This is a genomic window from Actinomyces urogenitalis (assembly GCF_002861525.1).
Lineage (GTDB): Bacteria > Actinomycetota > Actinomycetes > Actinomycetales > Actinomycetaceae > Actinomyces > Actinomyces urogenitalis.
Map to the genome: position 1 here is coordinate 292,209 of NZ_PKHA01000001.1, position 13,894 is coordinate 306,102.

Genomic DNA, 13,894 nt, shown 5'->3' on the forward strand with positions numbered 1-13,894 from the left:
GTGCCAGCCTACGGGTATGAGCCCGACCGAGTCTGCACGCCCGCCCGCCTCGACCCCGCTGGACTCGCCCAGCCTTGAGCAGGCCGAGCGCGGGACCCTCATGTCCACCCTGGCCATGGAGGTCACTGAGCGCAGCGCTGAGCGCACGGTGGTCAGGATGCCGGTGGACGGCGCGCTCCAGGTGATCGGCATCCTCCACGGCGGGGCCAGTGCGGCCCTGATCGAGACCGCGGCCTCGGTGGCCGCTCGTCAGGCCGCTCCCCAGGGCACGGTCCCGGTGGGGGCTGAGCTCCAGGTCAGCCACCTGCGTCCGGTACGTCACGGTCTCGTCACCGCCGTGGCTACCCCCGTCCACATCGGACGGCGTACGGCGGTCTACGAGGTCACGGTGAGCGACGACGCCGGCCGCCTGGCCGCGCGCGGCACCTTGCGCAGCCTGTTTACCTCGGTCGGTTAGGCACCCGCCTGAGACTGGCGGCCGGACCGGCCTGGCTACTCCTTGGCGGCGCCGACCTGCTCGATGACGGCGTCGGCCACCTCACGCATGGTCAGGCGACGGTTCATCGAGGTCTTCTGCAGCCACCGGAAGGCCTCCGGCTCGCTCAGCCCCATCTTCTCCATGAGCAGGCCCTTGGCGCGGTCCACGCGCTTGCGCGTCTCGAAACGCTCCTGCAGGTCGCTGATCTCGTTTTCCAGAGACTGGATCTCCTCGTGACGCGAGGCCGCGATCTCCAGGGCGGGAACGAGGTCAGCCGGGGTGAAGGGCTTGACCACATAGGCCATGGCGCCGGCCGCGCTGGCACGCTCGACCAGCTCGGTCTGGGAGAAGGCCGTGAGCATGACGACGGCGACGGAGTGGTTGTCCAGAATCTTCTCGGCAGCCGTGATGCCGTCCATCACGGGCATCTTGACGTCCATGACGCACAGGTCCGGCTCGAACTCGTCTGCCAGGGCAACGGCCTGCTCGCCGTCGGCAGCCTCGGCTACGACCTCGTAGCCGGCTTCCGTCAGGGTCTCGACGATGTCAAGGCGGATCAGGGTCTCGTCCTCGGCGACAAGGACACGACGTTTGGTGCTGGGCTCAGTAGTCACGCGGTGATTGTAGTATGGTCACCGTCGTTGTCGCGCGATGGTGTCGTGTCTGGCAGCGCTGGCGCCTCCGTAGCCCAATTGGTAGAGGCATCCGACTCAAAATCGGAGCGTTGTGGGTTCGAGTCCCACCGGAGGTACTGATTGTGCTCCGCGCCCCTGGCCCCACGTGTACGGGTGCGGCCGAGTGAAAGAACAGGTCTCTTCACTCGGCCGCACCCGTTGACGTTTTGGCAGGCCTGGCGGCCCGTCAGCGGTCAGGCCGATCAGGCCATGTAGTCGACCGTCTCGCCTACCGTGTGGACACGGATGGAGTTGGTCGAGCCCGGCGTGCCCGGCGGCATACCGGCCACGATGATGACCTCGTCACCGGGGCTGGCCAGGTGCTTGGCCTGCAGCAGCTCGTCCACCTGCGCCACCATCTCATCGGTGTGATGCACCGAGGGAACCTCGTAGGTGGTCACGCCCCAGGACACCGCCAGCTGGTTGCGAGTCGTGCGCAGCGGCGTGAAGGCCAGCAGCGGGATGGGCGAGCGCAGCCGGGACAGACGGCGCGCTGTGTCACCGGACTGGGTGAAGGTCACCAGGTAGGTGGCGTCCAGCTGCTCTCCCATGTCCGCGGCCGCGCGGGTCATCGCGCCACCACGGGTCTGGGGGTAGGAACCCAGCGGCGCGATGCGCTCGCCGCCGTTCTCCTCGACGTTCTCGATGATGCGGGCCATGGTCCGCACCGCCTCGATCGGGTAGGCCCCCACGGAGGTCTCGCCGGAGAGCATGACGGCGTCTGCGCCGTCGAGAATGGCGTTGGCGCAGTCCGAGGCCTCAGCACGCGTGGGCCGGGGGTTCTGGATCATCGACTCCAGCACCTGGGTGGCGACGATGACCGGCTTGGCCTGGCGACGAGCCAGCTCGATAGCGCGCTTCTGCACCAGCGGCACGGCCTCCAGCGGCATCTCCACGCCCAGGTCACCACGGGCCACCATGATGCCGTCGAAGGCTGAGACGATATCGAAGAGGTTCTCCACCGCCTGCGGCTTCTCGATCTTGGCGATGACGGGAACGTGGATCCCCTCCTCGTCCATGATCTGGTGGACGTCCTTGATGTCCTCCGCGCTGCGCACGAAGGACAGGGCGATGAGGTCGGCCCCGATCCGCAGGCCCCAGCGCAGGTCCTCACGGTCCTTCTCGCTCAGCGCCGGCACGGAGACCGCCACGCCGGGCAGGTTGAGCCCCTTGTGGTTGGAGACGTAACCGGGAACCTCGACCTTGGTGACGACGTCCGTGTCCGTGACGGCCACGACCCGCACCGCGACGTTGCCGTCATCGATGAGCAGTCGGTCGCCAGGACGGCAGTCCCCGGGCAGTCCCTTGAAGGTGGTCGAGGCGCGCTTGACGGTGCCCAGCACGTCCTCGGTGGTGATGGTGAACTCGTCACCCTTGTTCAGCATGACCTTCTGGTCATTGACGAAGGTCCCCAGCCGGATCTTCGGTCCCTGCAGGTCGACGAGGACGGCGACGGGACGGCCGGAGGCCTCAGCCGCGGCACGCACCCGCGCGATGACCTCCTCCTGGTCCTCGGCCCGACCGTGGGAACGGTTGATACGGGCCACGTTCATGCCTGCGTCGACGAGCGCCTGCACCTGCTCCGGAGAGTCTGTCGCTGGTCCGAGGGTGCATACGATCTTGGCTCTACGCATGGCTCACATCCTACGTGAGTTTGCCGGCGATAGCCCACCGCCACGGTGGTTCCACCGGCTTGGGACCATCGTCACGGGGCTGCGGTATCGATCGCGTCATCGAGGTGACGTCGTGAGACGAGGACGTAGCCGACCAGTCCCGCCACGAAGACGAGCACAGAGGTCCACACGTTCAGGCGCAGTCCCGCAATGACCTGGGCCTCGTCCACTCGCAGGTACTCAATCCACACCCGTCCTGCGGTGTAGACCATGAGGTAGGCCCAGACCAGACGCCCACCCGTGGCCCCCCGGCGCTGGCGCAGCCGGCGCCCCAGCCACACCAGGAAGGCGGCCCCGGCCAGGTTCCACAGCGCCTCGTACAGGAAGGTCGGGTGGAACAGCGTCCCCGAGGCGTAGCCCGCTGGCAGGTGGGCGTCGTCGATCTGCAGGCCCCAGGGCAGCGTGGTCGGACCGCCGAAGAGCTCCTGGTTGAACCAGTTGCCTAGCCGCCCTACTGCCTGGGCCACCAGCAGAGTCGGCGCGACGGCGTCAGCGAAAGGGGACAGTCGCAGCCCACGATGGTGCAGCAGCCACGCACCCGAGGCGACCCCGGCGGCGATACCGCCCCAGATCCCCAGCCCGCCATGCCAGATCTGGGGGATCAGCGCGAGGTTCCCGCGGGGGCCGAAGTAGGCGTCAGGTGAGGTGATGACGTGGTAGATCCTGGCTCCCACGATGCCCACCGGCACGCTGATCATCGCCACGTCCAAGGTGGTGTCGGGGTGCCCGCCCAGGCGCTGGTAGCGCCGCCCGGTCCACCACACGGCGATGAAGACGCCGGTCAGGATGCACAAGGCGTAGGCGCGCAGGGGAAAAGGACCGAGGTACCACACGCTCTGGGACGGGCTGGGGATCGAAACAGGTAGCACTCACAGAGCCTCTCGATGGATGGCGGTCAACAAGGAGGGGTGGGAGCCGGCGGCGACCAGCTGGGCCACGAACTGCTGCGGGTCGGCCGAGCGGATGAGGGCCTCGCCCACGAGCACCACGTCCGCACCGGCGCGGGCGTAGTCCATGACGTCGCGGGCGCCGCTGACCCCGCCCTCAGCCACGCGCAGCACGGAAGTAGGCAGCACCTCGGCCACCTGCTCGAACCTGCTCGGGTCGACCTCGAGGGTGTCAGGGTCCCGGGCGTCCACGGCCACGCAACGCGCCCCGTTCTCCACCGCGGTGATGGCCTCGCGCCTGGAATGGGCCTCGACGACGGCGAGCATGCCCAGCGAGGCGGTGCGCTCGATGAGGGACTCCAGGATGAGGGGGTCCAGCCGGGCGTCCAGCTTGAGCAGGTCCGCACCGTGAGCACGCGCCTCATGGACCTGATAGGGGGTGACGATGAGGTCATTGACTAGGACCGGCACGTCCACGGCCCCGCGCACAGCGTCCAGGTCGCGCAGGTCCCCGTTGGAGTAGACCGGCTCGGTGACCACCGAGACGCACGCGGCCCCTCCCGCCTCGTAGAAGCGAGCCAGCACGGCGACGTCACCCACGCCGCTGAGGTCGGCGAAGGTGGCGGTGGCGCGCTTGACCTCGGCGATGACGGAGACCGCCCGGCCCTCGGCACGCAGCGCGGCCAGGGCGTCCTTGGAGGCGGGAGCGGTGCGCACCATCTCACGCAGGCTCTCCAGGGCACGCTCCTGCTCGCGGCGCGCCACGGCGTGACGTGCCGCCTCGATGAGCTCCTCGAACGCGATCATCACTCACCTCCTGTCCGGTCAGGGACGCCAGCTGGTGTGCTGGCACCGCCACAGTGTGTGGCCATCGTCCTCGGTGGGGAGGGCTGAGGCAAATCCGCCGTGCCGCCGCTCACACCTCGCGCGGCTCGTCACGGTGCCCGACGACGGCGCCCAGGTCTCCCCCGGCCTCGAAGCAGGAGCGGGCACCGGTGTGGCAGGCTGCCCCGACCTGGTCGACCTGGACGAGCAGCGCGTCCCCGTCACAGTCGAGGGCCACCGAGCGCACGTACTGGGCGTGGCCGGAGGTGTCCCCCTTGCGCCAGTACTCCTGCCGGCTGCGCGACCAGAAGGTGACCCGCCCTTCAGTCAGGGTGCGGCGCAGGGCCTCGTCATTCATCCACCCCAGCATGAGGACCTGCCCGGTCTCAGCCTCCTGGATGATGGCGGCCACCAGCCCTGCGGCGTCGCGCTTGAGCCGCGCGGCGACGGCGGGGTCAAGCTCAGGGTGCGCGGGCGTGGCCAGGCGCACGGGGTGGCCGGCCTTGCGCAGCGCCTGCTTGGCCTGGCTGATCGTGAGCGTGCCGTAGTGGAAGACGCTGGCCGCCAGGACGGCGTCGGCCCCGTGGTCCGCCGCAGCGGCGAAGTCCTGAGCCCGTCCCGCCCCTCCCGAGGCGATCAGCGGCACCGTGACCTGGGCGCGCACGTCGTCGAGCATGGCCAGGTCGAAGCCTGCGGTCACGCCGTCGGCGTCCATGGAGTTGAGCAGGATCTCCCCCGCTCCCAGCTCGGCCGCCCGCCGTGCCCACTCCACGGCGTCGATCCCCGTCGAGCGGGTGCCGCCGTGGGTCGTCACCTCGTAGCCCGACGCCGTGCTCACCCCTGGTGGGCAGCGCCGTGCGTCTACGGACAGGACCACGACCTGGTTGCCAAAGCGTTCGGCGACCTCGCTGAGCAGCTCCGGGCGCGCGATCGCCGCAGTGTTGATGCCGACCTTGTCCGCGCCCGCGCGCAGGAGGGTGTCGACGTCCTCGACGCTGCGCACCCCACCTCCCACGGTCAGGGGCACGAAGACCTGCTCGGCCGTGGCGGACACGACGTCAAGCATCGTGGCCCGGCCCTCCGAGGAGGCCGAGACGTCAAGGAAGGTGATCTCGTCGGCGCCCTGCTGGTCGTAGCGACGGGCCAGCTCCACCGGGTCACCGGCATCGCGCAGTCCCTGGAAGTTGACGCCCTTGACGACTCGTCCGTTCTTGACGTCCAGGCAGGGGATGACACGGACGGCAACACTCATGGGCACTCCTGACAGCTGGGTGGGCAACGACCGCCAGCCTACGCGAGGAGCGCGGTAGCCTGCTGGGGTGTCCGCCCCAGCGCTGCCTCGTGACCTGGCCACCCTCCTGCCGGACCTGCGCAGCCGTGACGGTCTCGGCCCGGCCGAGGGCCCACGCGTCGTGCTGGTCGTCGACGGGATGACCGGCTCGGGCAAGTCGACGCTCGCCGCGAGCCTGACCACCGAGCTGACGCGGCGGGGTTGGCGCACCGGCGTGCTCGCGGTCGAGGACCTCGTCCCTGGCTGGGACGGGCTGGCCCAGGGCGTGGACCTGGCGGCCCAGGCCCTGCGCGAGCTGGCGGCCTCGGGCCGTGCCCGGGCCAGGAGCTGGGACTGGGAGGCGATGGCACCAGGCCCCGTGCGCGAGGTGGTCCTGCCTGCGGCCAGCGCCCTCGTCCTGGAGGGCTGCGGCGCCCTGGCGGCCGCCGCCCAGGACCTGCCTGGTCTCACGGTCATCCGGGTCCTCCTCCAGGCTCCCGCCCACCTGCGTCACGCCCGCGTGGCCGCCCGCGACCCCTACAGCTGGGACGTGGCGGCCTGGGAGGCCCAGGAGCGTCAGGTCGCCCGGGTCTGGCAGGCTGACCGGCTCAGGTGGGGCCCCGCCGTCGTCCTGACCGGCCCTACCGGCTCGGCGGCACGGAGGGAGTGACGTGGACGACGCCCTCGCTCGGCCCAGCCGAGGCCGGCGCCTGCGAGGCGGCGAGTGAGGAGTCATCGGCGATCGCTAGCAGGTCCACCACGACCGCGATCGCCGCGTCTCCCCTGGCCTGGTCGGCAGGCAGGCAGACCACGACGCGTGAGCCGACCTGCACGTCCGCCAGGCGCTGAGCGAGCCCGGACAGGGTATCGGTCATATCGAGCACGCCGGGCGGCGTCGTCCATCCGTAGCTGCTCGAGGTCACCGAGCCGTCAGCCCAGGAGACCACCGTGTAGCGCGCAATGAGGCGGTCGGTGCTGCGCACCTGCTGACCCTGCCCCTGGACCAGGACGGTCGTCGAACCGTGCGTGGGCGCCGCCTGGCCAGCCAGGTCAACCGTCATCGAGCCGTCCTGGCCCAGCGTGGCCTGCGGGACGTCGGCCGGTACGGTCTCCACCGGGGTACCACTGGCGGTGGTCGGCAGGACGTCGACCACCGTGATCTCGGCGTGCGTACCCTGCTCCGTGTCAACCGGGGCCCGCAGGACCAGGCGCGAGCCCTCGCGGGCGCCCGTGACGGCCTGGGCCAGGGCCTGGCCCAGTGACTGCTCGTCAGCCAGTCCTCGGTACAGCCGCGTGCCTGACTGGGTACCTGTGGTGTTCGTGCCGTTGGAGCCCGAGAAGGTGGCTACCGACAGCAGGATGCCATCCCCCGAGGCCACCTGACGGCCACTGCCCTCGACCAGCACGTCGGTGAGGACCCGGCTGGGGGCGCTGAGGTGCCCCTTGAGCGAGACCACCGGAACCGCTCCTGTCCGGCCGGCGACCTCCATGACCTCCTCCAGCGGCGCGTCGCCGCTCACCGTGACGGCAGGCACGGCGGTGGCCGCAGGTGAGGAGGAGGGGCCGGCCCCGCCGAGGAAGAGGACCAGGGGCACGACGACGACGGCCAGGGCAGCCACGACGGCCAGGGCCACGGCCGCCCGTCCCCGAGGACGTGGCCGCCCCAGCGTCGCGCCGATGGCACGCTGCGCACCGGTCACCGCGGCTGGCTCGCTCGCGCTGGCCTGGCTGACCTGGCCTGAGCGTGCCGCCTCGCGCGCGCGCTCGAGCTCGCGTCGGCACCGGCGGGTCATCGGCTGCGTGTCATCCTCAGGTGTCATGGTCGGTCCAGTATGTCAGACGCCACCAGCGTCACAGGCTCCCCACAGCAACGCTCACACGCCCTGGGCCAGCGTGTGGTCCCAGCCCTGGGCACCTTCCTCCATCGCGGCCAGGAGAGCGTCCACGCGCTCGTCACGGCAGGCGAAGGGGTCGCGCAGGGCGATCGCCGGGGTCCGGCCGTCGTCCAGCTTGAGACCCACCCAGTCCGCCGTCAGGTCCCGGCGCAGGTCCTGGGCACGGCCGATCGCGGTGCCACGCAGGTGGGCCCGGGTCGTGGCCGGAGGGACCGTGACCGCCTGGCGGCAGGCCTCCTCCCCCACCCACCGACGCAGCAGGCCGCTAGCCTCCAGGCGAGCGCGCAGGCCCGCCGTCGTGACGTCGTGGTAGGCAAGAGCCAGGCGTGCCACGCGGGGATCGTCCAGGCCCGTGCCCGCGCGCTCGGCGTAGCGGGTGAGCAGCTGGTACTTCGCCGCCCAGTCCAGCTCGGTTGCCACGTCCTGCGGCCGCCCCGCACGCACCGCCTCCACGCCGCGCTCCCACAGGTCCAGGACCTCACGCTGGAGAGGGCTGAGGTCCATGTGCGCGGTGTGCGAGACGACCCGCCGAAGGTGCTCGGCCTGCAGGTCGACAGCGGTGATCGTGCGCCCGTCCGCCAGCTCCAGGGGCGTGCTCCCGCCAAGGTCGTGGCAGACGGTACGGATGTCACGCATGGGACGGGCCAGCTGGAGGTCGCTGAGGTCCCCGCCCTCCTCCAGGTAGTCCAGGAGCAGGTCCATGGCACCGACCTTGAGCAGGGTCGAGCCCTGGGCAATGTTGGAGTCACCAACGATGACGTGCATGCGCCGGTACCGCTCGGCGTCGGCATGCGGCTCGTCACGGGTGTTGATGAGCGGACGTGAACGCGTGGTCGCCGAGGAGACCGCGTCCTCCATCTGGTCGGCGCGCTGGGAGAAGACGAAGACCGCCTCGCCCTGGGGCCCGGTCATCACGTGCCCGGCGCCCACGAGGATCTGGCGCGTGACCAGGTAGGGCACCAGCGTGCGGGCGTCATTCCAGAAGTCCCCACGACGGCGCACGAGGTAGTTCTCGTGGCAGCCGAAGCCGGTGCCCTCGGCGTCCAGGTTGTTCTTCAGCAGGTGGATGCGTCCGGGAACCCCCTGCTGGGCCAGACGGGCGTTGGCCTGCTCGGCCAGGTCCGCCATCGTCAGCTCCCCGGCGCGGTCCTGGGCCAGCAGGTCCTCCAGACGGTCGCACTCGGCGGTCGCGAACTCCGGGTGGGAGCCGACGTCGAGGTAGAGGCGCGCGCCGCCCCGGGTAAAGACGTTCGAGGACCGTCCCCGGGCCACGACCGGCTCAAAGAGGAGCCGTGCAGCGTGGTCGGCGTCCAGGGGCGGTGGGCCGCCCGCGCTGGAGGCACAGGTGATGCCGTACTCCGTCTCGACGCCGATGACACGCCTGGCCGGCGCGCTCACCTCACTGTCCGCCCTTCTGGACGAATCCCTGGACGAAGGCAGCGGCGTTGGTCTCCAGGACGGAGTCGATCTCATCCAGGATGTCGTCGACGCCGCTGACCTGAGTCTGCCCGGACGAGCCGGCCGCCTCGGTCAGGTCCTCGTCGTTGCCACCGGTGGGTCGGATCTGCTGGCTCTCGCTCATGGGCGTGATTGTCCCTCCGATGCGTCAAGCCTCCCAATCGAGTCCGAGACCGTGGCCCGCAACAGCTCGATCAGCTCGCGAGCCTGTGCGGGGGCCATGACGACGTCGCCGGGCAGGCTGAGGCGTGCCAGCTCCTGGCGGCCAGGCAGGTCCAGAACCAGGCTGGTCCAGGACGCTCCCACCACCTGCGGGACCTGGGCCACGGCCGCGCCGCGCACGGCTGCGCGAGTGCCGTCGGGCGCGTTCCAGGCTGCGGCCTCCACCTCCTCAGGGCTAGCCAGGCGCCGGGCACGGCCGGCGGCTACCACACGCTCGGCCAGACCCGCACCCGCGCGCAGGTCCGCCCACTGAATGTCCAGGGCAGCCAGCCGTGGGTCGTCCCAGCCCGAGCCCGAGCGACGGCGCAGGCCCTGGCACAGCTGGAGCTTGGCCACCCACTCCACGTCCCGGGCCGCCCGCGTGGTCGCCTCGCCCTCGCCCTCGCTACCCAGCGCATTGGCGTAGTCCTCCAGCGCTGTGAGCACCTCGTCCCACAGCGCCACCGCGCTCGCAGTGGCGGGGGCGTGCTCACCGTCCAAGCCGTCAGCAACCAGGGCCTGGCGAATCGCGGCCAGGTAGCCACGCTGGATCTCCAGGGCCGTGCGTGGACCGCCCGCGGTGGCCAGGCGGTGGCGCAGGGTGACGTCGCGGGAGGTCGCCCAGTGCTCCTCCACCGGGTCCGCCGTCAGCACCAGTGCCTCGATCTGTCCCAGGCCCTCGCCGCGCTCGTGCGCGCGCTCCAGGTACCACAGCAGCAGGCTGGTGCTGGCGACCTTGAGGTAGATCGGGGTGTCGAAGCGGTTGGCGTCGCCGTTGATCACGTGGAGACGGCGCCAGCGGCTGGAGTCTGCGTGCGGCTCGTCACGTGTGTTGACGATGGGGCGGTTAAAGGTTGTCTGCAGGCCGATGTCGTTCTCGACGTAGTCCGCTCGCTGGCTCATCTGGAAGCCCGCACGCTGGGAGCGCTGGCCCAGCCCCACCCTTCCGGCGCCGGCGAAGACCGGGCGGGTGACGAGGAAGGGGATGAGCGCGCCGGCCAGGGTGTCGAAGGGCAGGGCCCGGTCCACGAGGTAGTTCTCGTGGGAGCCATAGGCCGCACCCTTGCCGTCGACGTTGTTCTTGTACAGCACCACCTCGTCAGCCACCACGCCGCCGGCTCCGGCTGCCAGGGCCGCCATCGCCTCCCGGGCCACGACCTCGCCTGCCCTGTCCCACACGACGGCGTCATGGGGGGTGAGGACCTCCGGCGAGGAGTACTCGGGGTGGGCGTGGTCGACATAGAGCCGCGCGCCGTTGGCCAGCACAGTCGTGGTCGCCCGAGGCAGGGCCTCCTCGGCCGCACTGGGCCTGGGCCGGTTGCCCCAGGGCGCTGGCGGCAGGTCCTCGGCGTGCTCGGCCTGCGGGTCGTCCTGGCCCGAAGGGGCCAGGTGCCCAGGGTCGTCGGTGAGCATGGAGGGGTGGGCGGCGGCGCGCTCCAGGCGACCCCCGCGCAGGTCAGCCAGGGGGTCCTCCCCCTCGTAGTCCCACCGCACCGCGGCCGCCGGGGCGCCGTCGGCCTCCAACCCTGGGCGGGAGACGGCACCGTAGGCCGCCACAAGGTTGGAGGCCATGGCCACCGGGTTGGCGTAGGGGTTGCCCGGCTGGAGGACGCCGTACTCCGTCTCCAGACCCACCGGGCGGATCACCGGATCCTGCGTCCTCATGCGTGTGCCTCCTTGGCTCCCGACGGCCCGCTGGCCTCGTCCTGCGCAGCGCCCAGCCGCGTGACGCTCAGGATCGTCTCGCCGCGGTGGCCGACCACGCGCGCCCACCCCTCGGGGTTGGTGGCTGCGGTGATCTCCTCGTTCTGACGGGCCTCGGCCTCCACCGCGGCCAGCAGGCGCGGCGTCGACAGCCCTCCGGGTCCTCCGGCCAGCTCGTCCTTGATCGCCGCGGTCTTGGCCCGGGCGACGACGGCGGCGAGCATCGCACCGCTGACCAGGTCGCCGAGGTACAGGGTCTCTTGGCGTCCCGAGGCGAAGGTGACCACGAGCACGGCGTTGGCCTGTGTGCGTGCGTAGATGGCGGCGACGACCTCCTGGCGCATCGCGGCCGCCGTGGCCTCCCGGTCGCCGTCGTGCGCAGCAAGCTCCCCGGGGTCCAGGGGCAGGTCGCTGCGCAGGTGCTTGGCCAGGATCTCACGGGCACCGGCCTGGTCCGGACGGTCGATGCGGATCTTGACGTCCAGGCGCCCGGGCCGCAGGATCGCCGGGTCGATCATGTCCTCACGGTTGGAGGCACCGATGATGACGACGTTGCGCAGGGACTCCACGCCGTCGATCTCGGCCAGGACCTGCGGCACGATCATGGTCTCCACGTCCGAGGACACGCCCGTGCCGCGGGTGCGGAACAGGGCCTCCATCTCATCGAAGAAGATGACCACGGGGCGGTCCTCCGCGGCGACCTTGCGGGCCTGCTCGAAGATCGCTCGGATCTGGCGCTCGGTCTCCCCGACGAACTTGCTCAGCAGCTCAGGGCCCTTGATATTGAGGAAGGCCGCGCTCTTGCCGGCCCCGCCAGGAGCGTCCTGCCCTCCTGCCGAGGAGGCCAGCGAGGTGGCTACGGCCTTGGCGATGAGGGTCTTGCCGCACCCTGGTGGGCCGTACAGGAGCAGGCCCTTGGGCGCGCGCAGGTGGTAGGAGCGGTAGAGCTCAGGATGGGCGAAGGGCAGCTCCAGGGCGTCGCGGATCTCCTCGATCTGCGGCCCCAGGCCTCCGATGTCCTGCCAGGACACGTCCGGGGTCTCGGTGATGACGAGCTCCTCGACGCTGGTGCGTTCGATCAGCGCCGTCGCCACGTCGGCACGCAGATCAGCCGCCAGGGTGTCCCCCGGCGTTAGCGTGCCGGCATCCAGCCCGCCTGCCAGCCGCAGGACCCGCGTGGCACCTGATCCCGTGGTCACCAGCGCGCGGTGGGAGTCGAGGACCTCCTCGAGCGTGACGGCCTCACCGGTGTCGGGAGCCCCCAGGGCGTCGACGACGAGCATCTGGTCGCTGACCGCCACGAGCTGGCCGACCGTCAGGTCCTGCGGATCCAGGCTCGGGTGCAGGCCCAGGCGCATAGGCCTGCCTGCCATGGCGACCTCAACCTCGCTGCGGCGACCACCTGGGTCCTGCTCCACGCCGGTCAGCAGCGCCAGCGTCACCGGAGGCAGGGTGACCACGTCCAGCTGAGCGCCGAGCTCGGCGATCTGGTCACGGGCGTGGGACAGGGCGGCAGCCAGCCGCTCGTTCTTCTCCGCCAGGCTGACGGCCTGGGCGCGCGCCTCGCGCAGCTGGTGGGAGGCGAAGGACGGCGAGGGCGTCAGGTTCTCACCTACGACCGGGGTCTCAGGCACGCTCACCACCGCACTCCTCGTCGCTGAGCACAGGCGTGGAGTCCGCCGGCTGCTTGGCCAGGCAGTCGCGCAGGACCCGGCGGACCTTGCGGTCGGTGGAGGTGCGTTCCTTCACGTCCTCGGGAAGCCAGTAGCCGCCCTCGTCATAGGCGCCGCGTGCCGGCGGCCGCTTGCGGGTCAGCGGGCGTGAGCCGGCCGCCAGGCGCCTGGCGGTGAGCAGGAACCCGGTGTGGGCGACCATGGTGTGGTCAGGGCGCACGGACAGCCCGTCCACGTTCCAGGTGCGCACCATGGACTCCCAGGACTCCGGCTCGGTGAACAGTCCGCAGTGCCGCAGGGCCTCAACCGTGCGTGAGAGCTGGGTGGTGGTGGCCACGTAGGCCAGGAAGACGCCCCCGGGCACCAGCACCCGCGCGACCTCCGCCACGTTCTCCCAGGGGGCGAGCATGTCGAGCACGACGCGGTCGATCGAGTCATCAGCCACATGGGCTGCCGTGACCTCGGACAGGTCGCCGCAGCGCAGCTGCCAGGCCGGGTGGTGGCGCCCGAACCAGGAGTCGACGTTCGAGGCGGCGATCTGGGCGAAGTCGTGGCGGCGCTCGACCGACAGCAGGTGGCCGCTCTCGCCGATTGCCGAGAGCAGGTTCATCGTCAGTGCCCCGGAGCCCACACCCGCCTCCAGGACACGGGCACCGGGGAAGATGTCTCCCAGCGCGACGACCTGACCGGAGTCCTTGGCGTAGACCACCTGGGCGCCGCGGGGCATGGACAGAACGTAATCGGCCAGCAGGGGCCGCAGCAGGAGCAGCTCATGCCCAGAGTCGGTCACCAGCACCGTGCCCTCGTCCAGGCCCACGACGTCACGGTGGTGGAAGGACCCGCGGCCGGACTGGAAGTAGCCCTGAGGATGCAGCTGGAAGGTGTGCTTGGCCCCCTTGACGTCAGTGACTTGCACCCGCTCGCCGTAGTGGAAGGGACCGCGCCGGCCCGCCTGGCCCAGGACCTCCTGGGTCTCCATCCGCGGCGGGAGCTTCGGGGCGGCCTGGCCGGGTTGCCCAGCGGCCCCGGACGTGCGTGCCGCGCCGGCCGCGGGCGCCGGCACCGGGGTGTCGCGCGAGGGGTCGTAGTCAGGCAGGGGGTGAGCGCCCTGGGCGCTGGGGTCAGTGTGAGTCATCGCCGCACAGTCTAGTGACGC

The 13,894-nt window shown here is 71.0% G+C and carries 13 protein-coding genes, 1 tRNA gene and 1 pseudogene; 3 read left to right on the forward strand and 12 right to left on the reverse strand.

Annotation, left to right across the window (positions count from 1 at the left end):
• Positions 1-16 precede the first annotated feature (16 nt).
• Positions 17-457: a PaaI family thioesterase gene (locus CYJ26_RS01245; protein WP_101637799.1), complete on the forward strand. Its 441-nt coding sequence runs from the start codon at positions 17-19 to the stop codon at positions 455-457.
• 35 nt (positions 458-492) lie between these two features.
• Here the strand turns inward: CYJ26_RS01245 and CYJ26_RS01250 are convergent, their stop codons facing one another.
• Complete coding sequence (locus CYJ26_RS01250) at positions 493-1,092, reverse strand: ANTAR domain-containing response regulator (protein WP_006549662.1); 600 nt, start codon at positions 1,090-1,092, stop codon at positions 493-495.
• 63 nt (positions 1,093-1,155) lie between these two features.
• On the opposite strand from CYJ26_RS01250, the gene CYJ26_RS01255 reads away from it, so the two are divergent.
• Positions 1,156-1,229, forward strand: a tRNA-Leu gene (locus CYJ26_RS01255).
• Between the two features lie 126 nt (positions 1,230-1,355).
• Here CYJ26_RS01255 and pyk read toward each other — a convergent pair.
• The 5 genes and pseudogenes from pyk to hisF form a co-directional block, all read right to left on the reverse strand.
• On the reverse strand, positions 1,356-2,786 hold the full coding sequence (pyk, locus tag CYJ26_RS01260; protein WP_024034728.1) for a pyruvate kinase: 1,431 nt from the start codon (positions 2,784-2,786) through the stop codon (positions 1,356-1,358).
• 71 nt (positions 2,787-2,857) lie between these two features.
• On the reverse strand, positions 2,858-3,694 hold the full coding sequence (lgt, locus tag CYJ26_RS01265; RefSeq protein WP_101637800.1) for a prolipoprotein diacylglyceryl transferase: 837 nt from the start codon (positions 3,692-3,694) through the stop codon (positions 2,858-2,860).
• On the reverse strand, positions 3,695-4,519 hold the full coding sequence (locus CYJ26_RS01270; RefSeq protein ID WP_006549659.1) for an indole-3-glycerol phosphate synthase TrpC: 825 nt from the start codon (positions 4,517-4,519) through the stop codon (positions 3,695-3,697).
• A gap of 109 nt (positions 4,520-4,628) precedes the next feature.
• On the reverse strand, positions 4,629-5,021 hold the full coding sequence (gene hisI / locus CYJ26_RS10915; protein WP_211205898.1) for a phosphoribosyl-AMP cyclohydrolase: 393 nt from the start codon (positions 5,019-5,021) through the stop codon (positions 4,629-4,631).
• Positions 5,022-5,789 (reverse strand): annotated as a pseudogene (gene hisF / locus CYJ26_RS01275) (imidazole glycerol phosphate synthase subunit HisF); the annotation flags it as partial.
• A gap of 67 nt (positions 5,790-5,856) precedes the next feature.
• Here hisF and CYJ26_RS10920 point away from each other — a divergent pair.
• Positions 5,857-6,477, forward strand: coding sequence for a nucleoside/nucleotide kinase family protein (locus tag CYJ26_RS10920; RefSeq protein WP_101637801.1), 621 nt, complete (start codon positions 5,857-5,859; stop codon positions 6,475-6,477).
• On the opposite strand, the gene CYJ26_RS01285 is transcribed toward CYJ26_RS10920, so the two are convergent.
• The 6 genes from CYJ26_RS01285 to CYJ26_RS01310 are packed head-to-tail and all read right to left on the reverse strand — an operon-like array spanning position 6,449 to position 13,717.
• Positions 6,449-7,627: an FKBP-type peptidyl-prolyl cis-trans isomerase gene (locus CYJ26_RS01285; RefSeq protein ID WP_101637802.1), complete on the reverse strand. Its 1,179-nt coding sequence runs from the start codon at positions 7,625-7,627 to the stop codon at positions 6,449-6,451. The two genes, CYJ26_RS10920 and CYJ26_RS01285, sit on opposite strands and share 29 nt — an antisense overlap.
• A 54-nt stretch (positions 7,628-7,681) precedes the next feature.
• Positions 7,682-9,100 carry a Pup--protein ligase gene (gene pafA, locus CYJ26_RS01290; protein ID WP_034237131.1) on the reverse strand — a complete coding sequence of 473 codons (1,419 nt, stop codon included), beginning with the start codon at positions 9,098-9,100 and terminating at the stop codon, positions 7,682-7,684.
• Between the two features lies 1 nt (position 9,101).
• A complete protein-coding gene (locus CYJ26_RS01295; protein ID WP_006549655.1) occupies positions 9,102-9,284 on the reverse strand; it encodes a ubiquitin-like protein Pup in 183 nt (60 codons plus the stop codon).
• Positions 9,281-11,026, reverse strand: a complete 1,746-nt coding sequence (locus CYJ26_RS01300) for a proteasome accessory factor PafA2 family protein (RefSeq protein WP_101637803.1) — start codon at positions 11,024-11,026, stop codon at positions 9,281-9,283. The genes CYJ26_RS01295 and CYJ26_RS01300 overlap by 4 nt, the downstream gene beginning before the upstream one ends.
• A complete protein-coding gene (gene arc / locus CYJ26_RS01305) occupies positions 11,023-12,708 on the reverse strand; it encodes a proteasome ATPase (RefSeq protein WP_101637804.1) in 1,686 nt (561 codons plus the stop codon). The genes CYJ26_RS01300 and arc overlap by 4 nt, the downstream gene beginning before the upstream one ends.
• Positions 12,692-13,717, reverse strand: coding sequence for a tRNA (adenine-N1)-methyltransferase (locus tag CYJ26_RS01310; protein WP_006549651.1), 1,026 nt, complete (start codon positions 13,715-13,717; stop codon positions 12,692-12,694). Before CYJ26_RS01310 ends, arc begins: the two co-directional genes overlap by 17 nt.
• Between the last annotated feature and the right edge of the window lie 177 nt (positions 13,718-13,894).